Genomic DNA, 21,565 nt, shown 5'->3' on the forward strand with positions numbered 1-21,565 from the left:
CGATGCATCTCGACTGGTGGACATTGGGACTGCAGACGGTCAATGTCGTGGTCCTGTTGTGGATCCTCAAACGCTTCCTGTTCCGCCCGGTGGCGAAAATCGTCGCCGACCGGCAGGCGGCGGCGGACGTCGAGCTGCGGCGCGCCAGGCAGGCCCGCGCGGAAGCCGAAAAGGCCCGCGACGCCGCCAGAACGGCGACCTCCGATATCGCCGCCCAGCGCGCGGGACTGCTCGTCAGGGCCGAAGAGGAGGCCGAAGCCGAAAAGGCCAAGTTGCTGGAAGCCGCCGAGGCAGAGGCAGAGGCGGCACGCGAGGCGGCACGGGCCGAACTCGACCGCATGCGCGCCGCCGAGACACAGGCGCTCACCGATGCCGCGGGCACGCTTGCCGTCGACATCGCCGAACGGCTGTTTGCCCGTCTGCCCGAGGAGGCCCGCATCAACGGCTTCATGGGAGGGCTCGTCAAGGCCGTCTCCGCCCTGCCCGACGCAGCGCGTGCGGAGATCGCCTCGGCCGGACCGGTGCGCCTGCGCGCCGCCAGGGCGCTGACAGCGGACGAGACCGATCGCCTCGAGGCCAGTCTCAGCGAAGTGCTTGCCCATCCGGTCGAAGTGGCCGTGGAGAGCGACGAGACACTCATTGCCGGCCTGGAGCTCGATGCGCCGCAGGCCGTCGTGCGCAACCATTTTCGCGCCGACCTCGACCTGATCCGGCAGGAGTTGACCCGTCATGACTGAGCCTCAGCCCCTGTCGCGTTGGCTTGACACCAGCCGCGCCCGGCTGGACCGCACGGAACTGAGCCCGGAAGCCGAGGCGATTGGACGCGTGGTGCATCTTGCCGACGGGATCGCCCGCATTTCCGGCCTGCCGGATGTCGCGCTCGGCGCGCTGCTGCGCTTTGAAACCGGCCATTACGGCTTCGCACAGGCGCTCGACCGCGACACTCTCGACGCGGTGATGCTTGACGAGACCGGGACCCTTTCGGTGGGTGGCAGGGTCACCGACACCGGCGAGGTCCTGAACGTTCCGGTGGGTGACGCGCTGCTCGGGCGGGTGGTCGATCCGCTCGGACGCCCGCTCGACGACGGTCCGGCGCTTCATAGCGGGGCCACTCTGCCGGTCGAGCGTCCCGCCCCGTCGATCATCGACCGGGCGAAGGTTTCGGAACCTGTCGAAACCGGTGTTCTCGCTGTCGACAGCCTCTTCGCGCTCGGACGAGGCCAGCGCGAACTGATCGTCGGCGACCGCGCCACCGGCAAGACATCGCTCGCCGTCGACGCGATCATCAACCAGAAGAACAGCGACGTGATCTGCGTCTATGTGGCGGTCGGCCAGCGGACCACGGCGGTGGACCGGGTGATCGCCGCCATACGTCAGCATGGCGCGCCGGAACGCTGCATCTTCGTTGTCGGCAATGCCTCCGCTCCGCCGGGACTGCAATGGCTTGCCCCCTTCACCGGCATGACCATGGCCGAACACTTTCGTGACAAGGGCCAGCACGCGCTCATCGTAATCGACGATCTGACCCGCCACGCGGCCACCCACCGGGAACTGGCGCTGCTCACCCGTGAGCCACCGGGGCGCGAGGCCTATCCGGGCGACGTCTTCTATCTGCATGCCCGCCTTCTGGAGCGCGCCGCGAAGCTTTCGCCGGAACTGGGCGGCGGTTCGCTGACGGCTCTGCCCATCGCCGAGACCAACGCGGGCAACCTCTCCGCCTATATTCCAACCAACCTCATCTCGATCACCGATGGGCAGATCGTGCTCTCCACCCACCTCTTCGCCGCCGGTCAGCGGCCCGCCGTGGACGTGGGCCTGAGCGTGAGTCGGGTGGGCGGCAAGGCCCAAAGCCCGGCTCTTCGCGCCGTCTCCGGGCGGGTTCGTCTCGATTACGCGCAGTTCCAGGAACTGGAAATGTTCACCCGCTTCGGCGGCATTTCCAACCCGCGCGTGATGGACCAGATCGCACGGGGCGAGCGCATCCGCGCCCTGCTCACCCAGCCGCGTTACGCCAACCTGCGCGGTGTCGAACAGGTGGCCCTGTTGTCGGCCCTCGGCGACGGCATCTTCGATGCGCTGCCGGTGTCCTCGCTTTCCGAACTGCGCCGACGCCTGCCTCCCTGGCTCGACACCCATGCTTCCTACGCTGTCACGGCCCTTGGCGGCGGAGGCGAGCTGACACCAGACCTGCGCGCCCGGCTTTCGGAACTCGTAAGAGATCTCGCGCGCGAGATCCTGCCGGAGGACCCGGCGAAATGACCGGACGCCTCGCCGAAGTCGAAGCCCGCATGGAGACGGTGAACAAGCTGTCGGCGGTGATTGGCGCCATGCGAGGCATCGCCGCGGCACGGACCCAGGAAGCCAACCGCCACCTTGAAAGCATACGCACCTACGCCGACACGATCGGGGATGCGATCGGCCAGGCGCTCGCCTTTCTTCCTGGTGCCTGTGCGCCGCTTTCGGACGGGGCGGCCGACGGCGCCGGACGGCGGGCCATCGTCGTGTTCTGCGCCGAACAGGGTTTTGCCGGGGCCTTCAGCCGCCGGGTCCTGGACCTGGCCCGCGAGACCATGCGCCTGTCGCCGCAGGACGGCCACGATCTCCTCATCGTCGGCAGCCGGGGCTTGCCGGACGTCGAGGAGGCAGGTCTCGAGGTGGCCTGGTCGACGCCAATGATCAGCCATCCGAAAAAGGCCGGCGGTCTTGCCGGACGGATCACGGAGGCCATCTACGAGCGGCTCGCCAGCAGAGAGATCTCCGAAGTGTCGGTCATCCACAGCCTGCCCGGACCGCCGGGCGAGGATGACCTCCTTATCAAGCGTCTCGTGCCTTTCGATTTCTCCCGGTTCCCCGCCGCCCGCCACGTCATCGCACCACGCCTCACCCTGCCGCCGGAGCAGCTTTTCACCCGGCTGGCGGAAGAATACGTCTTCGCGGAGCTGAGCGAAGCGGTGGTTCTCTCCTTCGCGGCGGAGAACGAGGCACGGATGCGGGCGATGATCGCGGCCCACGACAATGTAACGGAAACGCTCACCGATCTGACCGCCAGCGCGCGACGGCTTCGCCAGGAGGAGATCACCAACGAGATCGTCGAACTCGCGACCGGCAGCCAAAAGGAGCGTTAGCCGGCTCTCGGCCTTACGTCCTCAGAGCGTAACGATAGGGTTCCTCGAACACGTCGATCACTTTGGTTCCGGCCTTGATGATCGCGCCGTGTTCCGCGCCGCTCGGAATATCGTAGATCGCGCCCGGCCCGAAGACCCGGGTTTCACCGGCGATTGTGAATTCGATTTCCCCATCCAGCACCGTGCCCCACTGGGCAAGATGCGAATGCGGCGGGAGGACCATGTCCTTGACAAAATCGAAGAAGACCACGAGCCCCTTGTCCGACTGGATCGCGTAGCTTTTCACCACGTCGTCGGGAAAAGGAACGTCCAGGGCGGGAAAGGTCTTGATGAAGTCCGGCAGGTCCATGAGCATATCTCCAGATGGCAGCGTGTGGGCAAATATGCCCGCGCCGAGACACCCGATCAACTCGTGGCGCGCCTTGCCGAACGAGCCGTCAAAAGCCATCAAATGGTTCAAGATGACCGGGAAGGACTCGAGCCGCTGTTGCCTTGAAGATATCGGCTGAGCTTGTGCCACCCGACGGCGACCGCCAGCCCCGCGCCTCCTCCGGCGCCAATGGCACTGAAGAGGGTTTCCGTCATGGGCTCCTCGGCGTTCTCAAAGCCTCTGCGCATGCCGAAGATGCCCGACCAGTCATAGGCAAGGATATCGCTGACGCTCTGATCGTGCGCGATCATGAAATACCCCGCCCCCGCGATCATGCCGACGATCGGGATCAGGGGATATTCCGCCTGTATCGCCCGTTTCTTGCGCTCTTTGTCTTCCCGAAGCGTTGCTTGCAGACCGCGGAACTGGAGATAGAGGATCACACCGACGATCGCCATGACCGGCAGGATCGTGAGCGCCTGCGAACCGGCATCCCGCGCCGCATAAAGCGAACCACCGGTGATGCCCAAGGTGATGAGGGTGGCCGCAACAATCGGCCAGGGACGCTCGGCGGCGGCTTTCACCAAGACCGGATCTTCGTAAGTGTCCATCGCCGGAAGACCCGGCAGACGGGTCCTAGCGGCCGCTGCCTGCCGCCGGCTTGCTGTATCGTCTCGTCTGCCGAAAGAGTGCTGCTGTCTCATGCCACCGTCCCCACAATCCAGACGATGTGAACGATACACAATTCAACTTAAAATTCGCTTACGCTCTTCGAACGGATTCGAACATGAGCCGAGAAGATGAAGGGAAAACAGGATCTGCCTACCCGTTCAACACATCCTTCACGGTCGTCGCCAGCTGCTTCAACGTGAAAGGTTTGGGCAGGAAGAAGAACTGCTCCCCTTCAGGCAGGTTCTCCTCAAAGGCGTCTTCCGCATAGCCCGAGACGAAGATGATCTTGAGATCCGGCTGGGTCTTGCGCAGCTCGACAAGAAGCGTCGGACCGTCCATTTCCGGCATCACCACATCGGAGACCACCAGATCCACCTGACCGTCGACTTCTTCCATCACCTCCAGCGCCTCGTTGCCCGAGGCCGCCTCGTAGACGGTGTAGCCGCGAGACTGGAGCGCGCGGGCGCCGAAGGCGCGCACGGCCTCTTCGTCCTCCACCAGCAGGATGGAAGCGGAGCCGGTGAGATCGGCAACCTTTTCGGGTTCCATCTCCCTGGCCTCCGGTTTCTTCTCTTCCACCACCTGGGGAATGTAGCGCGGCAGGAACAGGCGGAAGGTGGTGCCGAGATCGACTTCCGACGTGCAGAAGATGAAGCCGCCGGTCTGTTTGACGATGCCGTAGACGGTTGACAGGCCCAGCCCGGTGCCCTTGCCCACTTCCTTCGTGGAAAAGAACGGATCGAAGATCTTTTCTATGACGTCGGGTGGAATGCCGTGCCCGGTGTCCTCCACTTCCACCAGCGTGTATTCGCCCGGCGGCATGCCCCGGGAGTTCTCGAACTGGGTGGACTCGGCCTCCGACACGTTCTTGGTGCGGATCGTAAGCCGGCCGCCGTCGGCCATGGCGTCGCCGGCGTTGACCGCAAGATTGACGATCACCTGTTCCAATTGGTTGAGGTCGGCCATGACCGGCCACAGGTCGCGCCCGTGAACCACCTTCAGCTCCACCTTCTCGCCGAGCAGTCGGTCGAGCAGGATCGAGAGATCCGCCAGAACGTCGTTGAGTTCAAGCTGCTGCGGCCGGAGCGTCTGGCGGCGTGAGAACGCCAGCAGCTGGCGCACCAGGCCGGCAGCCCGGTTGGCGTTCTGCTTGATGTTCATGATGTCCTGGAAGGACGGATCGGTCGGACGGTGGCTGGCGAGCAGCAGATCGGAGAAGCCGATGATCGCGGTCAGAACGTTGTTGAAATCGTGGGCGACCCCGCCGGCGAGCTGGCCGATGGCCTGCATCTTCTGGCTCTGGGCGAATTGCGCCTCCAGCGCCCGCTGCTGGGTCGTTTCCAGCGCGTAGACGATGGCCGCCTCGCCGTCGCCCTCGCCTTCCTGAACGGCCGAGACGTAGAAGGTCGCCGAGCGCGGATCGTTGCCTTCCACCAGCGGAATGTCGACAGGAGAAATCTCGCCGATGCCGTTTGCGGCGGCCTTCAGGGCCTTCACCAGTTCTTCCCGGCCGCTGTCGGCGACATAGGCTTCCAGCTTCGGCGACTCGTCGTCCGTATCGATTGCGCCGAACAGTTTCAGGAACGGCGCGTTGGTGCGCAGAACCCGGCCTTCCTTGTCGAGCGAGGCAATGGCGATCGGCGTGTTGTTGAAGAAGCGCGCGAACCGCACCTCCGCCGCCCGGAGCGCTTCGGAGGCCTCCTCGCCGCGCGAGCGGTTGAGCACAAGCGTACGGCTGTCACCCGCATGGCCGTTTTCGCCGAAGGGCACCCGATGAAGCAGGCGAACCGGCAGGCCCCGGCCGTCGCGGGTGACGAAATCGAGATCGAAGGTCTCGCTCTTGACCTCGCCGGCCTGTCCCTTGACGGACCGGATCAGTTCGGTGCCGTCGCCACGCACAATTGCCGCGAGATCGAGGTCGCCGGCATCGAACTGGGCGAGATCGTAGCCGAGCCAGTCGGCGAGCGTCGCGTTGAGATAGACGATGCGGCCTTCGCCGTCGCAGGAGAAGAAACCGGCCGGCGCGTGATCGAGAAAGTTGATGACCCGCTGCAGTTCCTGGAAGGAGTTTTCCTGCTCCGCCCGATCCCGGGTAATGTCGGAGACTTGCCAGACCGCCATTTGCCGGCCCTTGCCGCCCTCCCGCGCAACCTGCAGGGGACGGACGGACACCCGGTACCAGCGAGCCGTTCCTTCCGCTCGGCCGAGGGGAAACGGCATGCGGATTTCCTCCTGCGCCCGGCGTCCGTCGCGCATCGCCTGGGACAGCCGGAAAATCGCGTCGGCGGCATCCGGATCGGAGGAAAAGACCCGCTCGACCACCCGGATATCGGCGGCGGTCTCCGCACCGGTCAGATCCGCATAGGCCTTGTTGGCATAAACGAGCCGGCCTTCGATGTCGGTGATCAGCGCGCCGTCCTCAAGCGTGTCGACAAAGGCGGAGGCAAGCGGATTGGCTTCCCCGGGGCGCGAAGACAGGCGCAGGAAACCGATCGCGCCCGCGAACAGGCAGAACACGCCGACAACGGCCAGAATGCCGAGCAGCGCGAGAATGAACGGCTGGGCGACATCCCGGTCCATCACGGCAAACGCCGCCGCCGCACCGACGAGCAGCAGCGCCAGGCCGATCAATAGACCTATGTTACCGGACCGCTCCGGCCGGCTGATCATCGGCCCGCTCGGCGCTCCGTCCATATCACTCATCCGTCCTGTCTCCCGGGCCCGATTCGATTCTGATCGGGGCCACTCTTAAGCATTCTGTGCTTACCGCCCAATTTCAACCGATATGACGCCAAGTCCTGTTGAAATTCACCTGTTTGGCCCACCCGGCGGCTGGAGAATTCTCCGCGATTGCCTATTGGGATCGCCACGCGGCGCGCTTGCGCATGCGGAAGACGAAGCCGATCACCTCCGCGACCGCCTTGAAATGCTCTTCCGGCACTTCCTGATCGATGTCCACCGTCGCGTAGAGCGCCCGGGCGAGAGGCGGGTTCTCGACCACCGGAATCTCGTTTTCCTTGGCGACTTCCCGGATCTTGAGCGCGGTCGCATCCGTGCCCTTCGCCAGGCAGAGCGGCGCGCCCATGCCGTCCTCGTATTTCAGCGCCACCGCGTAGTGGGTCGGGTTGGTGACCACCACGGTTGCCTGCGGCACCGCGGACATCATCCGCTTGCGCGAACGCTCCATGCGCAACTGACGGATCTTGCCCTTGACCTGGGGGTCCCCTTCCGTCTGCTTGTATTCTTCCTTGACTTCGCGCAGCGACATCTTCTGCTTGTTGAACCATTTGTTGCGCTGATAGACGAAATCGGCGGCGGCCACGACGGTCATCACCGCCAGGATGGCCGCCAGCAACTGCAGGATCAGCACCCGCGCCTCTTCCAGGATCACCGTCTCATCGGCAAAGATCATGATTTCCGTTTCGTCGCGATGCGGCCACATCACGGCCACCATGATCGCGCCCACCACGGAGATCTTGATCACGCCCTTTGCGAAATTCACCAGGCTGTCGGAGGAGAAGAGCCGCTTGAAGCCGGACGCCGGCGACACCTTGGAAAACTTCGGCTTGATGGTTTCCGCGGTTAAAAGAGGCTGGTGCTGGATCAGGTTGCCCGCGACCGCCATGACGACCAGGGCCAGGAGCGGCACCCCGACGATCAGGGCGACCGACTCGCCCGTGTCCCGCCAAAGCGCCTTCAGTCCAAGCCCGTCAGCCGGAATCTGGTGCGAATGCTCCAGAAAGCCCTTCATCAGGTTGCCCAGGGATTCAGCGGTTCCCGGCGCGAAAATGGCGATCATCAGCGTCGCGCCCGCCAGCGTGAACCAGGTGCTCACTTCCTGGGATTTGGGAACGTCCCCCTTGTCATGCGCGTCCTTCAAGCGCTTTTGCGTGGGGTCCTCTGTCTTTTCTGAGTCGTCGCTATCGCCGGCCATTTGCGCCCCGAACCCGCCGTTACCCTAGGATGAACTTGCCGAGCGCTTCCTGGAAATGCTCCAGGTAAAACGTCATCAGCGTTGCGACCAGCACCATGAGCAACAGCAGTCCGACCGCAATGTTCACAGGCATGGCAATGAAGAAGATCTGCATCTGCGGCATCAGCTTGTTGAGCAGACCGAGGCCGAAATAGAAAACAAGACCGACAACCAGGAACGGCGCGCTCATGCGCACCGCGATGGAAAAGACATGCGCGACCGTCTGGGTCGCGTTCATGCTGAAGTCGCCGACAGGAGGCGCCAGTCCCGGCGGGAAGATCTCGAAACTGTCGTAAAGAGCGGCGATCACCAGGTAATGGGTATCTGTCACGAAAACCAGGGTGATGCCGAGAATCGACAGGAAGTTGCCGTAAAGCGCGCCCTGCTGCCCTTCGTTGGCGATGTCCGTCCCGAGAGCGAAAGCGAGACCGGACTGGTTGGCCATGATGATCCCGGCGATCTGCAGCACGGATGTGATCAGCTTGGCGCACAGGCCGATGCCGAAACCGATGGCGAACTCGCCTGCAAGCAAAACAAGAAGCCTCACCGGATTCGACGTCAGGTCGGCCGGATACTGCGGCGCCCCGTGCGGGTAGAGCACGAGGGTCAGCGCAAGAGCCAGCGTCAGGCGCATCCGGGTCGGGATCGAACTCTCCCCCAGTGCCGGCAGCAGCATCAGCATGGTGCCGAGACGCGCGAACATCAGCATGAAAGCGGCGGCGGCATCCGGCAGAAAGTCGAGCTGGATCGTCATTTGGGCCGCGCTCTACCCGGTTGTCAGGATCATTTCGGCGATCCGTGCCATGAAAGACTGAAGCAACTGGCCCATGAACGGCAACGTGATCAGAAGCGTCACGAAGATCGCCAGGATTTTCGGAACGAAAACCAGCGTCATTTCCTGGATCTGGGTCAGGGCCTGAAAGAGCGCGATGACGACGCCCACGAGCAGCCCCACGATCATGACCGGCCCCGCAACCAGGATCATGGTCCAAACCGCTTCGCGGGCAAGATCGAGAACTATGGCACCCGTCACGTTGCGCCCCTCAGAAATTCAGCCGCTCAGATCGGCATCCGCATGATTTCCTCATAGGCCGAGATGACCCGGTCGCGCACCGTCACCATGGTCTCCAGGGCGACCTCGGTTTCGGCGACCGCGGTGACGACATCCACCACATCGGTCTTGCCTTCGATCATGCCAACCGCCTTTCGGTCGGCCTCCCGCCCCTGATCGACGACGGTTTCCACCGCTTCCTGCACCATCTGACCGAAGTCGACGGACTGCCGTTCGCTCGCGGTCTCGTCGAGGCTGCGGGCCTGTTGCTGCAGTTTCGCCGCCATTTGATAGGCGTTGTTGGCAATTGACGGAGTGGACATGGCTCGCCCTCCCTTTCATGGTCGGTTACTCGGCTTGAAAGCGCGCGGGACGCCGCCCGCAGGCGTCAGGCCTTCAGGATGTCAATGGTTCGCTGCAGCATGCGCCGCGTCGATTCGATCACGTTCAGATTGGCTTCGTAGGAGCGCTGCGCCTCGCGCATATCGGTCGTCTCGATCAGGGTGTTGACGTTGGGCTGCAGCACATAGCCGTTGTCGTCCGCCGCCGGGTGGCCCGGCATGTAGGTCGACTTGAAGTCGCTCTTGTCTTCGGCGATTTTTCCAAGCTCGACCGTCTCCGCGCCGAGCTCCTTGTCAAACTGGCTTTTGAAGGTCGGAATCTTGCGCCGGTAGGGCTCTTCGTCCGGTGTCCGCGCGGTCGAACTCGCGTTGGCGATGTTTTCGGCAATCACCCGCATCCGCCCGTTTTGCGCCTTCAGCCCGCTGGCTGAAACGAACAGGGATTTGATCAGGTCCATGTCATGGCTCCTTCAGGTGCCGTAAGCGTTCGACGGCCTCAGGCACTCTTCGATAACGCGGTCCGGATCAGCCCGAGACCTTTGGTGTAAAGGGACGTCGCCGCCTGATAATCCATCTGGTTCTGGGTGATTTTCATCATCTGCTCTTCCAGATTGATCGCGTTCCCGCTGGGCGTGACTTCGAACGAATCCTCTTTTTCGACCTGGACATTCGTCTGTCCGGTAAGGGTTCCCTTGATGTGGCCAACCTTCGTGGTGTCGGTCGCAAGACCGAAGGTCTGCCTGCCGATATGGTCCGCGAAGGAATAGGTCTTGACCTCCTTCGCCTGGTAACCCGGCGTATCCGAGTTGGCGATGTTCTCGGCCAGAACGCTCTGGCGGGTCTGGTGCCATTGCATCTTAGATTTAAGCGCTTCGAAGAGCGGCAGATCCGTGAAAGCCATTTTCATTCACCATTCGTTAACCCTGCAGGCAATCCTTGCCGGGCAAATGGTTAACGAAAAGTTAACACCCGTTAACGACTAACCCCGACCTCGGCCAAAAACTGGTGGAGGAGCTCAACATTCCTTTGCATTTCGCAAAATGAACCACCTCCGGGTAGGGCAAATTCTGCCCACCTCTGTTAATTTCAAGGACTAGAGAGATTCGTCTTTGATCGGCAAGAAGGCAATGGAAGGCCTCCCGGCGCTCTCCGGTTCGGATGCGGCATCGAACGGAATAAAAGGAAGAGCTTAGAGCGCGGCCCTCTGAAATTCAGCTTCGAGAATTACTGGGGATAAACAGCAAAAGCCCCGACCGGAGCACAAACGAAAAGTAAACGGCAACCGTAGCGAACCGCGGGTCAGCGCTGCACGAGGAAAAAATGAACGAATGGATTGAATCAACTTTCAATGTCAGCGGAGGCGTTACTCAGGCGGTTGCGGTGATATTGGCCCTGGCTGTGGTTTTACTCCTCTTCGGCCTGTTTATTTTCATCCTGAAAAGACTGATGGGCGGGGGCGCCCCTCAAAGCAGAGGCCGGCAACCGCGGATCGCGCTCATGGACAGCGCGACAGTCGACGCCAGGCGGCGCCTTGTCCTTGTCCGCCGCGACAACGTCGAGCATCTGCTTCTGATCGGCGGCCCCAGCGATGTGGTTGTCGAACAGAACATCGTTCGCAACGCTCCCCTCTCCACCGGCCGCCCCGCGGTTCATCAGGCTCCCGCCCAAAACGCATTCCAGGCCGCCTCCCCCTCGCTCAAGGTTCCCACCGCCCCCGGACCGGACATTCCCCTGGCGCCCACCGACCGCGCTCCGGACCCCGAACCGTCCGCACCGGTTGTCCCGGCGCCCGCCAGAACGGCCGGCGCCGCAGCCGCACCGGTCATGCCGACGGCACGATTTGACGCTCCACCGGCGGTCAAGACCTTTTCGGCGCCTTCCGCCGCTCCGGAGCCGACCATCGACAGAGACGACCTCAAGGCCGTGAAGCCTTCACGGTCCGGTCCTCTATCCGCAGCCACTCCGGAAACCGCGGCACCACCGCTGAAACTGCCGGAAAACCAGACAGAAAATCCCCCGGAGAAGCTGGCCGCAAAACCGTCGCAGTCGATGGAAAAGCCTGCGGCCGGGACACCGGAGCCCGCTCCGAAAAAAGAACCAACGATTGAATCCGCCAATCCCTCCCTGTCCACGATCAGGTCCCTGGCGCGGTCCTTCACGTCCCACGACCGGCCCAACTACGGCAGCCAGACCATCACGCCACCGGCCTCCGGCCCCGCCGCAAGGGCGAAGACGGCGCTGTTAAAGCCCCTCGACCCGGCGCGGGTGTCTGAGCGGACCGAACCTGTTGTCGAAGACACCCCGGCCGGAAAGAACGCCGAAACGGACCCCGGCGCCGGAAAGCCGGCCGAAACGAAGAGCACGACGCCGGTCTCGACGCCGGACGAAGCCCCCATCAGCGCCATCCACAAGGCGCAGGGCGGCGTTCCGGAAAAAACAGCCGCCGAAACCGGTGAGGCATCAGACATCACCGAACCGAAAGCCGCCGGTCAACAGACCGGGGATGCACCTGCCGTCGCCGACGCGGATGCGGACCGGCCCGAGGCACCTACATCGGAAAATGCCGACGCGAAGACATCGACCGGCTCCTCTCCGGCTTCCCTCGTTGAACTTCTGGCAGAGAAAGCCACGGATGCGCCGCCCTCAGCCACTGCCGGCAACGCGTCCGGGCCCGAGGTGAGCCTGGATCTGTCAGATCTCCTTGAGGACACGCCTTCTGCGCCTGCCGCGCCCGAATTGATGGCTCCGCAGCCGGACGCCCAGGCCGAGGAAACCAGTAAGCAAACGCAGGAACAAGCGCAGGTCCGAGCGCCACAACAGGTCGCCGGAGAGACAAAGGCTCCCGAAGTCAAAGTCTCCCCGCCAATCGGCCATCCCGGCCAGCGCTCATCGCAGGGATTGGGCGACAAGAACCCGATCGAAGACGAAATGGCCAAGATCCTCGACGAACTGGGCGGGCGGCCAGGCTGATGACCATGAGCGGACGGTCCGCGAACTGGCACCGCTTGGGGTTTGTCGCAGCGGCGTTCTTCGCCCTCGTCTTTATCCTCGCTGGTCCCGCCGCGGCTCAGGAAATCTCGGTCGGTTTCGGCGACGACGCAAGCCTGACAGAGCGCGCGGTACAGCTTGTCATATTGCTAACGATCCTGTCGCTCGCGCCTTCGATCCTGGTGATGGTGACCAGTTTCACGCGGATCGTCGTGGTCCTGTCCCTTCTCAGGTCGGCAATCGGACTGCAGACCGCGCCGCCGAACATGGTGATGATCAGTCTGGCGCTTTTTCTGTCGGCGTTCATCATGATGCCCACCCTCCAGGCGGCTTATGATGAGGGCGTACAGCCGCTGGTCGACGGCGACATCGAGTTCGATCAGGCGTTCGAACGGGCTTCGGACCCGTTCCGTACATTCATGCTGTCTCAGGTCCGCGAAAAGGACCTGGCCCTGTTTCAGGAGCTTTCCGGGCAGGAAGCGCCTGAGGGGCCAGAAGACCTGTCCATGGCCACACTCGTTCCCGCCTTCATGATATCCGAACTGCGGCGTGCGTTCGAAATCGGCTTCCTGCTCTATCTGCCGTTCCTGATCATCGACCTCGTGATCGCGTCCGTGCTCATGTCCATGGGCATGATGATGCTGCCACCGGTGGTGATTTCCCTGCCGTTCAAGCTGATTTTTTTCGTGCTCGTTGACGGCTGGAATCTGGTCGCCGGATCCCTGGTCAAAAGTTTCGGCGGCGGCTGAACCGCCTCAAATCCGATTAAAAGTAGAGGAAAATTAAGATAGTAGTGCGAATACTGACACCTTGACGGGAGGCCATCGCCACCCATGGATACGTCGTGGTAAGTCGGTGATACAGCAGCAACTTGAACAACTCGCAAGGATCAGGGAACCGGAAGCCAGATCGAAGCTGATCCGCACCCTTGTCGGCGAGTATGCACGCTCTCAGGACTACGACCCCACCGATCTGGAACGCGATCTGTTTTCGAGGATCGTCCTGTCCGTTTTCGATCAGCTCGATCGGGCGGCACGCTACGAACTGGTGGTGAGGCTCGCCAAGACCGACCGCATCATTTCCGAACTGGCCGACCGGCTGGCACGCGAGGACTACGCGCTCTCCGAGCCTGTCATCGAGTGTTCCCCGGTCATCAGCCAGTCCGCCCTGCTCGGCCTGGCCAAGAACGGAGGCGACGACAAACGCCTGTCCGTCGCACGCCGTCCCGACCTCAGCGAAGAGATCTCCGACACGCTCATCGCCCGGAGCAGCCGCAACGTCGTGCATTCCCTTCTCCACAACATGGATGCCCCCTTTTCCGTCCGCGGCACCCTCGCCCTTTTGATTTTCGCCAACACGGAAGTCGAAGTGCTTGCCGGCATCGCCAAGCGGGCCCTCAAGGACGAGGACTTTCTGGAGACCCTGACCTACGTTCTGGAAACCAACTGCCCTCTGATCCCGCCCCCCCTCAAGAAGGCGCTCGAAACGGGAGACCTGGAACGGCTTGCCCATCTCATCGACGACCTTGAGCGGGACGGCGACATCGAACTGGACGGCGTCCTGTATTGCCGCCATGAGGCCAGCATTCAAATCGCCAATGGGGAATTGTCCTTCGATGCGATCCTGCGCACCCTGTTCGAGGAACAGCGTCTGGACGCGGCGATCTGGCTGATCGGACGCAAGATCAACCTGTCCGACGATGTCGTTTCCGACACTCTGAAGTCCGACGCGGACGGTGCAATTCTGCGCCTAATGCTGCAGACCGGGATCCACGAGAAGACCTACCGCGACTTTCTGAAAGCCCGCTGCCAGTGGCTCGACCGCAGCACCCGGGCGATCCCGGAACTGGTGATGCGCTACAAGGCGGAACTGAAAAAGCCACGCCACTCCGGCACGCAGCCGCCCGCGAACATCACGGCGAACGCGGGGACATAAGGTCGGCCCATAATACCAAGCGAACCTCCAAAGGCCCCGGTCAGATGGGTCTCGTCATGAGCGTTTGCTACGACGCTCTGCCCAGGCAGCGGTCGATCTGACCTGAATTGAAATCCCGGGAACCAGTCAATCGGTGGCAAGCCCTGCCGTCAGCCCGCCTGTGGCTGCGCGTCCGCCGAAGCCTGATCCGGGCTGCGATTGGGAGACATGTACTGCCGGCGGTACTCTTGGAGGAAGGTCTCCAGCGAGTCGATTTCCGCCAGCCGGTTGGCAACCTCGAGAAACTCGACGCCTTGCGACGCCACCGGACGGGTGACGATCTCGAAGGCCAGCGCCTCCGGACTGTCGGCCATCTTGCCCATGTATTTGGTCTGCAGCCGTTCCAGGCTGAGCTGGTCTCCGGCCAGAGAATAGGCAATGGCCGCGCGCAGGATGTCCCTGCGTTCCAGATCGTCCAGCGGAATATTGTCCGACCATCGGGAGCCGTGCATGGCCTCAAGCTGCTCGCCCGCATCCCGCCAGCTCTCGGCGGCCCAGAACGTGTCGGCCCGCAGCCGGTCGACATCGGAACCCCGCATGTTGCGGACCAGCTCCAGCGCCAGATCCGGCCGGCCGCTTTCCGTTAGCGCCCGCGCTTCGACGATGTTTCGCTGGCGTTCCAGCGTCGACGGCAGGCTCGCCTGCCGCGTGCGGTTGAGCACCCTGAGCGCTTCATCCGCCTTGCGGTCCATGAGGTAAATCGCGGCGAGATCCGCGGCGATCTGGGCTCTAGCGGCTCCCTTCAGCCGGTTGTCGACCTGATGGCGCAGGAGTTCCGTCGCCTGGTCGAGAAGGTCGACCTCGACGAGGCGCTTCGCCAGAAGACGAACCATTTCGTCGCCTTGACGGCCGATCGGCGTCATCTCGCGAAAATCGTAATAAAGCGCCAGAGCCTTGACCGTCGGCATCTCGTCGGCCTTGCCGTCCAGGAAGAGGGCGTTGAAGAGACCGTTCATTTCTTCCTGGAGCAGCCGGGTGGTGTCGGAATCCGGATTGGCCTGCACCGCCGATTTCATGGCCTCGAACGCTTCCCGGTACTGGCCGCGCTCCGCATGGAGTTGCGCCAGAAACCGCAACGTCTTCAATTCGATCTCGTCGCCGCGCCAGGAGGTCGCCAGAGCCGCCAGCCGGTCGATGGCCTCGTCCGCGTCGAGTTCCCCGTCCCTGTAACGTATGCGCAGGGCGCGATACTCCGCCTCGGAGGCACGTGGGCGGTCTTCCGACCGGGTCACCAGATCGAACACGGTCAGGGCTTCCTGAGACCGGCCCGAGGCATCCGCCACCCGGCCGCGCAGAATGTCGTAGCGGGCAGCCTGGTCCGAGGTCACCTCACTCGGTTCGATCTCGGCCAGAACGGCGTTCGCGGCGCCGAAGTCGTTCACTTCGACAAGGGCCTGCGCCGCGGCAAGCTTGAACTCCGTCTGAATCGCTGGCGGATAATTGCCGATCACCGCGCGGCCACGCGGCATGGAAATGCGCGCGGCGGTCCAGTTGCCGAGCTTCACATCCACGATGGTCTGCCAGACGGCGGCGTCCGGGCTGTTTTTCAGATCGCGCCGGTTCAGATATGGATAGGCCGCGTCCGGGCGCTGCGCCATGGTCTGGGCGGCTCCCATCATCAGATTGAACGAACTGTCCTCGGCCAGCGCCGGCTCTTCTTCAAGCGCGAGCTTCATCAGGCCGAGAGCTTCCGGGGCGAACTGATGTGCCAGATAGAAGCGGGCCAATGCCAGAAGCGGTTTGCGGCGCCTGCCTTCCGGGGCTGCGGTCAGCCGGTCCTGCAGCTCCTTCAGCCGGGACCGATACGCCTCCGGACCGAAGGTGCTCAGGGAAACGAATTCGATGGTCTCCGTCTCGTCCGGATCGACAATCGTGTTGAAGGCTCCCGTACCGCCTTTCAAATGCTTGCTCGACAGGGCGAGACCGCCACCTTTCTCGATGATGACGTCGTCCCCGAGGATCTTGACGTTCACATCGTCGGACTTGGTGACGAAAGCCACGCCTTGCGCCGAACTCAAGGCATCGAGGTCGACGAATTTCTGCGGTTTCAGAAGTCCGCGCGGCGGGCCGAACCCGGTGATCAGCGATATCGTGTCACCCACGAACGGATCGCTGATCGAGCGGATATTTTGCGGGTTCTTGTAGTGGACGCGCAACACGGACGCGCCGTCGTCCCTGATCGTGCGCTCAAGCTGGAGCGGAATGGACGGTTCAAGAATCAGATCACCGATAACCAGCGACCAGGCATTGCCGTCCACGCCGACCGTCGCAAGAACAGGGTCGTTCATGTCCAGGCGCAGGATCTGGTAGTCGTCGAACTGTTGGACATCGATCGTTTCGGTCGTCTCCGCCAGGGCGGACATCATGCCGCGCGTGTCGATGGTCGCGTCGGTGTCGAAAACAAGCCAGATACTTTCGTTCCGCCGGAAGACGGCACTTGATACCGGTTCGGAAAACGGAAACACGACACGCACCGTGTTGCCGATCCTGCGCGCTTCCGCCGAAACGAAATTCCGGGTCGCTTCCGCGAAATTCTCGGGTGGCCGTTCAGGAGATGGCGGTCCCTGTTCGTAGTCCTGCCCGCCGGAGGCGCGCCAGGTCTCAGGAACGCCGGCTGGACGGGGCGGTAGCTGGATGCCGGCTGGAACCTCGCTGCCGCCGAGTGACTGAACATCTTGAACTTGCACCGCCGAGGCCGGCGCGCCAGGGTCCGGCGCTGCCGTCTGGGGCTCCGTATCGAGTGCCTGCACGGCCGGGATGCCGTTCTCGGCGGACGCCGGCTGCTGCGCGGGTGCAGCCGGAGCCTGTTTCGAAAGATCCAGCATCGGCGCCGGACGGACGATTTCCTCATCTTCCGGCGCGGCGTCTGAGAGCGGCAAAGCCCCGGCAGACTCAGGAGGGGCCTGCGGCTCCGCCTGGGCAACTGTCGTCGTGTCCACAGCGGCCGGAACTTCGGTGTCCCGGTTGTCGGCATCGGGAATCGCCGCGGTCACCAGTTCGTCATTCCCGTCTGCCGCAGCCGCTCCGGACATCGCTCCCATGAGAAGTTCGGGGGCGGGAAGCGTTTCGACCGCCGAAGCGGTCGTGCGCGTGATGTCATCCTCCGCATCTGCGACAACCGTCGTCTCGGGAGGCGCTTCGCCCGGTCTCGGTTTCCGTGGCGGTATAGCTGCCAGCCTGTCGCCTTGCGGTTCACCCGATGTCACGGCCACCGGCAAGGGGGCCTGCGACAGGGCGGTATTGAACTCAGCCCCGTCCTGCAGATTTCCCTGGACCCCGGGCGCTTCGTCCACCGCTCCCTGATCCGCGGGGGCTTGTACACCCTCCCCCTGCCCGGGTGGAGCCAACGGCACGGCCGTGTAGGCGGGTGACTCGTCGGCCCGTGACTCTTTCAGCGCGTTTCCAGCCCTCGCGCCCGCTGTGGGGGTGGATGGCTCTCCCCTTGGGTCCTTGACTTCCCTCGTGTCCCGCAACCCGGGCGCGGAAATCATGTTTTTCCTGTCGCCGTTCTCCCCGCCGGAGAGTTCCTTGTCGATCATCGCGTTGATCGGGTCGGTGGCCTGCATGTTTTCAGGCGTCACGTCGATCACATAGGTCTTTTCTTCGCGGAAGGCGCGGATGTCGACCGAGGGTTCCACACGCATCAGGAACTTCAGCTTGCCCTTGTCCAGAAACGCCGTCGCATCGATGACCCCCTGGGGCAGATGCGCTCGCAAATGCGAGACGTCGAGCTGGGCAGGATGACTGAAGGTAACCTTGATGATATCGTTTTCCCGCACGAAAGCGGTGTCGAAATTGACCGACCAGTCGAAGACCAGACGGGTGAAGGTGGGGTGCTCGCCGACATGCAGGCTCACCTCCGGGCCTTCCTGGACCTTCAGCCGCGCCTGCTCCAGGGCGCGCACCTTGCGCATTGCCGCTTCCGCCCGTTTGGCGAGTTCACGGACCACATCGTCGGGAAGCCCCGGCGGCAGACCCGTCCAGCTCATTGGCAGAATGTCGACGAAAAGCTTCTCGCCCGCTTCCAGCGTGTTGATCTGGTACTGGCCCTTGAGGGCGAAGCGGATCGCACTGCCGTCCGGGTCGCGGCGGGCGATCGCGATATAATCGGTCAGATCGAGCGGCACGTCATCGACATTGATGTCGATCGGCTCCTCGAAGGAAATTCTCAAGACGCCACCGGTGATCACGGCATCAAAGACCGGCAGCAGCGTCCGGTCCTTGAACGTCAGAACCATCCGGCCGTAGCCCTCTTCCTGAGAGACCGAGAGATCGACCGGATCGAGGGTTTGAGCCAACGCTGCCCCGCCCAGAGGCGAAAACGCGACAAGCAGCCATAGGCAAAGCATGGCGGCACCACGCACAGCCGATCGAGCTCCGCGATTTTCAGCGGATTGGCAGGCTTTCCGAGATGTCAGGAATGGTCCTGGCAAGGTGCTCTGTCCCTGGATGACGGCAACACTCTTTTGTAAACAAGTGTTCTTAACGTGCCCTTACGCGGTCCTTATAAAACCGCTCTCTTCTTTCAGTTTGACGGGATTTTCGGCAAGACATCCTGCATGGGACCCTGCGTCACTTTCGCCTCGTTTGCATCTTCGTCCTGGTTGGGGTCGTCGCTGGCGATGGCAACGGTCAGCTTTTCCGCGGCCTCGGGCGACATCTTGGCAAGAATGGCGGCCATCTTCCTGGCCTTCATCTGCCGCACGACCTTCAGCAGGATCGGCATGCTGAGCCGGTCGAAAATCCGCGCGGCATCCTTGGGCTTCATGTTCTCGTACATGGTCACCAGAGCCGCGATATCGTCTCTTTCCTGTTCTTCCTTTTGCTCGACCGTCTCGCCGATGCTTTCTTCCAGCTTGCGTAGCTCATCGAGCTGCTTCTGGATGCGCTGCTCGGTCGCCTTCAGGAGCTTTTCCCTGAGATCCAGTTGACCTTCCTGCTCCTGAAGGGTTTCACGCCGCTTGCCCAGGCTCTCCAGGACCGCTCTTTCGGCCGCGGATCCGCCAATTTCCAGGCTTTGCGGAAGAACGGGCTGTTCCTCGGCATCTTCACCGGCCGTTTCCGCGGCGGCTGGATCCGTGTTTTCGCCCGCCATATCCGGCGCGGCTTCACCTGCGTTCTCAGTGGCTGTTTCCTGCGCGACCGCGCCATTGATGGGAATGCTGGCGCTGTTCGGCCCCAAAACGAGGCCGAGCAGCTTCAGGGCAAGCAGGGCGCTCGCCGATAATCCCAAAAGTGGCAGCAGCCTCAGGTTCATGCGGCGGCGCCCTTGCGCTTGCGGAACTGTTCCAGCCGGGCGGTCGCTTCCGCCGCAGCACTTCTTATGTCGGAGGCACGGCTGCCGCGCTTGCGCTCCGCTTCCACGGGGGGCGCGGCAGGTGCCGCAGGCGTCGTCAGGAAGGCGTAGTCAGCCGCCGGCGCCTCGTTGGAATACACCGGCCGCTCGCCATAAGCCTGATGTTCCACGGCATAGGCGTCGCGCTGGGGGGGATCGCGGCGGGCGGCGTCCCGTTCGGTCGTGGCGGCACGGGCGGCTTCCGCGATTTGCGAAATCCGGGCAAAAATCTTTTCGCCTTCTCCGACCTGCCGGGCGAGAACGCCGGACATGGATTCGGCCTGCTTCAAACGGCTGCCCAGGGTCTTGTCGGCCTCCGCTGCGGTGGTCTTCAGCCCCAGGATCGCCCGCTCGGCGATTTCCGTCGCGGTCATGAGCTCCGAAATGGTCGCCCGCAGCACTTCCTCATCGGCCCTGAGCCTTTGAAGACGGCGGTTCAGCATCCAGCAATAACCGATGGTAATCAGCAACAGGACCGCGACCAGCCCTTCAATGATCATTCCGAGTGGCAATGTGGTCATTGTTGCTCCATTTCGCTTTGCATGGCGCGCTCGAAAGCGGCCAGGGTCATTTTCGGCTTGCGCAGGTTCTGGGCGACCCTGATGGCAATGGAATCCTCCACCTTGCCAAGGGTTCCCTCGGTCAGCTCGACATTGCCGCATTTTATCGTGACCGGATCGCTTGGGTCGATGTCGAAAACCAATGTTTGCCCAACATCCAGGCTCAAAACCCGGCCGAGCGGCAGATAAGTTTCGTAAAGAACCGCGTCGACCTCGACTTCCGCAGCGTGAATCTCGGTCGCCAGGTGACCTTCCCAGATCGGATCGCGGCCGAATTTCTCGCCCATGAACATCTGAAGCAGCAAATCGCGAATCGGCTCCAGCGTCGCATAGGGCATCATGATCTCGACCGAGCCGCCCCGGTCTTCCATGTCGATCCGGAGTTCGACGAGGATAGCCGCGTTGGCGGGTCTGGAAATTGCCGCGAAGCGCGGATTGGTCTCCAGCCGCTCGAGATTGAAATGCACCGGCGAAAGGGGAGCGAACGCCTGTTCCGCATCCTGAAGGATCAGGGACACCATCTGTTGAACGAGGCCGGTCTCGATCGTCGTGTAGGGACGGCCTTCGACACGCACGGCGGACGTCCCCCGCCCGCCGCCGAGCAGCACGTCGATGATCGAGTAGATCAGGCTCGACTCCACGGTGATCAGACCGAAACCGTCCCATTCTTCCGCCTTGAACACCCCCAGGATGGCCGGCAGCGGGATGGAATTCAGATAGTCGCCGAAACGGACCGAACTGATGGAATCGAGCGAGACTTCCACGTTGTCGGAGGTAAAGTTGCGCAGCGAGGTCGTCGTCAGGCGCACCAGGCGGTCGAACACGATTTCGAGCATCGGCAGACGCTCGTAAGAGACCATCGCCGAATTGATGAGCGCCCGGATGCCGCTCTGGTCGCCGGCGATCGTGTCCTCGATATTGAAACCGAGAAGGTTGTCGATTTCCTCCTGGTTGAGCACGCGGTCGGCGCCACGGGTGGCGTTTTCCAGATCCGGCTCGCTGTCGTCGATCATCGCCGCCCATTGGGCCGCCATGTCGTCCGAGCTCCCCGCGCCCTGCTCCTCCAGCGCGGCGCCCCAGGCGGCGGCGAGATCGTCGTCGTCGTCGCCTCCCGCGCCCTGCTCCGCAAGCGCGGCGCCCCAGGCATCGGCCATGTCCTCTTCGGACAGGTCGTCG

At 62.9% G+C, this 21,565-nt stretch carries 19 protein-coding genes; 6 read left to right on the forward strand and 13 right to left on the reverse strand.

Annotation, left to right across the window (positions count from 1 at the left end; translation table 11 throughout):
* The first annotated feature begins 2 nt into the window (after positions 1-2).
* From JF539_RS13610 to JF539_RS13620, 3 genes are read left to right on the forward strand one after another with little or no spacing between them, the layout of a single operon-like run.
* Positions 3-737 carry a hypothetical protein gene (locus tag JF539_RS13610; protein ID WP_207141213.1) on the forward strand — a complete coding sequence of 245 codons (735 nt, stop codon included), beginning with the start codon at positions 3-5 and terminating at the stop codon, positions 735-737.
* Positions 730-2,259, forward strand: coding sequence for a F0F1 ATP synthase subunit alpha (locus JF539_RS13615; RefSeq protein WP_207141214.1), 1,530 nt, complete (start codon positions 730-732; stop codon positions 2,257-2,259). The genes JF539_RS13610 and JF539_RS13615 overlap by 8 nt, the downstream gene beginning before the upstream one ends.
* Positions 2,256-3,125, forward strand: a complete 870-nt coding sequence (locus JF539_RS13620) for a F0F1 ATP synthase subunit gamma (RefSeq protein ID WP_207141215.1) — start codon at positions 2,256-2,258, stop codon at positions 3,123-3,125. The genes JF539_RS13615 and JF539_RS13620 overlap by 4 nt, the downstream gene beginning before the upstream one ends.
* Positions 3,126-3,138: 13 nt before the next feature.
* Here the strand turns inward: JF539_RS13620 and JF539_RS13625 are convergent, their stop codons facing one another.
* The 9 genes from JF539_RS13625 to flgB form a co-directional block, all read right to left on the reverse strand.
* Entirely contained in the window at positions 3,139-3,573 is a 435-nt protein-coding gene (locus tag JF539_RS13625; RefSeq protein ID WP_209017278.1) for a cupin domain-containing protein, read from the reverse strand.
* A gap of 8 nt (positions 3,574-3,581) precedes the next feature.
* The gene (locus tag JF539_RS13630; protein ID WP_207141216.1) at positions 3,582-4,199 is read right to left on the reverse strand and encodes a hypothetical protein; all 618 of its coding nucleotides are present in this window, start codon (positions 4,197-4,199) and stop codon (positions 3,582-3,584) included.
* Positions 4,200-4,317: 118 nt separating this feature from the next.
* On the reverse strand, positions 4,318-6,870 hold the full coding sequence (gene cckA / locus JF539_RS13635; protein ID WP_207141217.1) for a cell cycle histidine kinase CckA: 2,553 nt from the start codon (positions 6,868-6,870) through the stop codon (positions 4,318-4,320).
* A gap of 151 nt (positions 6,871-7,021) precedes the next feature.
* Positions 7,022-8,101: a flagellar biosynthesis protein FlhB gene (flhB, locus tag JF539_RS13640; RefSeq protein WP_207141218.1), complete on the reverse strand. Its 1,080-nt coding sequence runs from the start codon at positions 8,099-8,101 to the stop codon at positions 7,022-7,024.
* Positions 8,102-8,120: 19 nt separating this feature from the next.
* The gene (gene fliR, locus JF539_RS13645; protein ID WP_207141219.1) at positions 8,121-8,894 is read right to left on the reverse strand and encodes a flagellar biosynthetic protein FliR; all 774 of its coding nucleotides are present in this window, start codon (positions 8,892-8,894) and stop codon (positions 8,121-8,123) included.
* 12 nt (positions 8,895-8,906) lie between these two features.
* Complete coding sequence (gene fliQ / locus JF539_RS13650; protein ID WP_207141220.1) at positions 8,907-9,173, reverse strand: flagellar biosynthesis protein FliQ; 267 nt, start codon at positions 9,171-9,173, stop codon at positions 8,907-8,909.
* A gap of 26 nt (positions 9,174-9,199) precedes the next feature.
* Complete coding sequence (locus tag JF539_RS13655; protein WP_207141221.1) at positions 9,200-9,514, reverse strand: flagellar hook-basal body complex protein FliE; 315 nt, start codon at positions 9,512-9,514, stop codon at positions 9,200-9,202.
* Positions 9,515-9,579: 65 nt separating this feature from the next.
* Positions 9,580-9,990 (reverse strand): flagellar basal body rod protein FlgC, encoded by a 411-nt coding sequence (gene flgC, locus JF539_RS13660; RefSeq protein WP_207141222.1) that lies wholly within the window; start codon positions 9,988-9,990, stop codon positions 9,580-9,582.
* Between the two features lie 38 nt (positions 9,991-10,028).
* The gene (flgB, locus tag JF539_RS13665) at positions 10,029-10,433 is read right to left on the reverse strand and encodes a flagellar basal body rod protein FlgB (protein ID WP_207141539.1); all 405 of its coding nucleotides are present in this window, start codon (positions 10,431-10,433) and stop codon (positions 10,029-10,031) included.
* Positions 10,434-10,852: 419 nt separating this feature from the next.
* Here flgB and JF539_RS13670 point away from each other — a divergent pair, with 419 nt between their 5' ends.
* The 3 genes from JF539_RS13670 (at position 10,853) to JF539_RS13680 (ending at position 14,455) form a co-directional block, all read left to right on the forward strand.
* Positions 10,853-12,502, forward strand: coding sequence for a flagellar biosynthetic protein FliO (locus JF539_RS13670; protein WP_207141223.1), 1,650 nt, complete (start codon positions 10,853-10,855; stop codon positions 12,500-12,502).
* A gap of 5 nt (positions 12,503-12,507) precedes the next feature.
* Positions 12,508-13,269, forward strand: a complete 762-nt coding sequence (gene fliP / locus JF539_RS13675; protein WP_207141224.1) for a flagellar type III secretion system pore protein FliP — start codon at positions 12,508-12,510, stop codon at positions 13,267-13,269.
* Positions 13,270-13,375: 106 nt separating this feature from the next.
* A complete protein-coding gene (locus JF539_RS13680) occupies positions 13,376-14,455 on the forward strand; it encodes a DUF2336 domain-containing protein (RefSeq protein ID WP_207141225.1) in 1,080 nt (359 codons plus the stop codon).
* A 149-nt stretch (positions 14,456-14,604) separates the two neighbouring features.
* Here JF539_RS13680 and JF539_RS13685 read toward each other — a convergent pair whose 3' ends face one another.
* The 4 genes from JF539_RS13685 to fliM form a co-directional block, all read right to left on the reverse strand.
* Complete coding sequence (locus JF539_RS13685; protein WP_207141226.1) at positions 14,605-18,843, reverse strand: hypothetical protein; 4,239 nt, start codon at positions 18,841-18,843, stop codon at positions 14,605-14,607.
* Positions 18,844-19,019: 176 nt separating this feature from the next.
* Positions 19,020-19,751 carry a MotE family protein gene (locus tag JF539_RS13690; protein WP_207141227.1) on the reverse strand — a complete coding sequence of 244 codons (732 nt, stop codon included), beginning with the start codon at positions 19,749-19,751 and terminating at the stop codon, positions 19,020-19,022.
* Positions 19,748-20,350, reverse strand: coding sequence for a DUF6468 domain-containing protein (locus JF539_RS13695; protein ID WP_207141228.1), 603 nt, complete (start codon positions 20,348-20,350; stop codon positions 19,748-19,750). The genes JF539_RS13690 and JF539_RS13695 overlap by 4 nt, the downstream gene beginning before the upstream one ends.
* Positions 20,347-21,543: a flagellar motor switch protein FliM gene (fliM, locus tag JF539_RS13700; protein ID WP_419247682.1), complete on the reverse strand. Its 1,197-nt coding sequence runs from the start codon at positions 21,541-21,543 to the stop codon at positions 20,347-20,349. Before fliM ends, JF539_RS13695 begins: the two co-directional genes overlap by 4 nt.
* Positions 21,544-21,565 lie beyond the last annotated feature (22 nt).

It is taken from the genome of Roseibium aggregatum, from assembly GCF_017309185.1.
Taxonomy (GTDB): domain Bacteria; phylum Pseudomonadota; class Alphaproteobacteria; order Rhizobiales; family Stappiaceae; genus Roseibium; species Roseibium aggregatum_B.

Excerpts from the sequence above, each read along its gene's own strand:
- flhB (WP_207141218.1), bottom strand. The coding sequence starts at position 8,101 with ATGGCCGGCGATAGCGACGACTCAGAAAAGACAGAGGACCCCACGCAA.
- JF539_RS13630 (WP_207141216.1), bottom strand. The coding sequence starts at position 4,199 with ATGAGACAGCAGCACTCTTTCGGCAGACGAGACGATACAGCAAGCCGG.
- JF539_RS13655 (WP_207141221.1), bottom strand. The coding sequence starts at position 9,514 with ATGTCCACTCCGTCAATTGCCAACAACGCCTATCAAATGGCGGCGAAA.
- JF539_RS13620 (WP_207141215.1), top strand. The coding sequence starts at position 2,256 with ATGACCGGACGCCTCGCCGAAGTCGAAGCCCGCATGGAGACGGTGAAC.
- JF539_RS13690 (WP_207141227.1), bottom strand. The coding sequence starts at position 19,751 with ATGAACCTGAGGCTGCTGCCACTTTTGGGATTATCGGCGAGCGCCCTG.
- JF539_RS13670 (WP_207141223.1), top strand. The coding sequence starts at position 10,853 with ATGAACGAATGGATTGAATCAACTTTCAATGTCAGCGGAGGCGTTACT.
- fliR (WP_207141219.1), bottom strand. The coding sequence starts at position 8,894 with ATGACGATCCAGCTCGACTTTCTGCCGGATGCCGCCGCCGCTTTCATG.
- JF539_RS13685 (WP_207141226.1), bottom strand. The coding sequence starts at position 18,843 with ATGCTTTGCCTATGGCTGCTTGTCGCGTTTTCGCCTCTGGGCGGGGCA.
- fliM (WP_419247682.1), bottom strand. The coding sequence starts at position 21,543 with ATGGCCGATGCCTGGGGCGCCGCGCTTGCGGAGCAGGGCGCGGGAGGC.
- flgB (WP_207141539.1), bottom strand. The coding sequence starts at position 10,433 with ATGGCTTTCACGGATCTGCCGCTCTTCGAAGCGCTTAAATCTAAGATG.
- fliP (WP_207141224.1), top strand. The coding sequence starts at position 12,508 with ATGAGCGGACGGTCCGCGAACTGGCACCGCTTGGGGTTTGTCGCAGCG.
- JF539_RS13615 (WP_207141214.1), top strand. The coding sequence starts at position 730 with ATGACTGAGCCTCAGCCCCTGTCGCGTTGGCTTGACACCAGCCGCGCC.
- JF539_RS13610 (WP_207141213.1), top strand. The coding sequence starts at position 3 with ATGCATCTCGACTGGTGGACATTGGGACTGCAGACGGTCAATGTCGTG.
- JF539_RS13625 (WP_209017278.1), bottom strand. The coding sequence starts at position 3,573 with ATGGCTTTTGACGGCTCGTTCGGCAAGGCGCGCCACGAGTTGATCGGG.
- JF539_RS13695 (WP_207141228.1), bottom strand. The coding sequence starts at position 20,350 with ATGACCACATTGCCACTCGGAATGATCATTGAAGGGCTGGTCGCGGTC.
- flgC (WP_207141222.1), bottom strand. The coding sequence starts at position 9,990 with ATGGACCTGATCAAATCCCTGTTCGTTTCAGCCAGCGGGCTGAAGGCG.
- cckA (WP_207141217.1), bottom strand. The coding sequence starts at position 6,870 with ATGAGTGATATGGACGGAGCGCCGAGCGGGCCGATGATCAGCCGGCCG.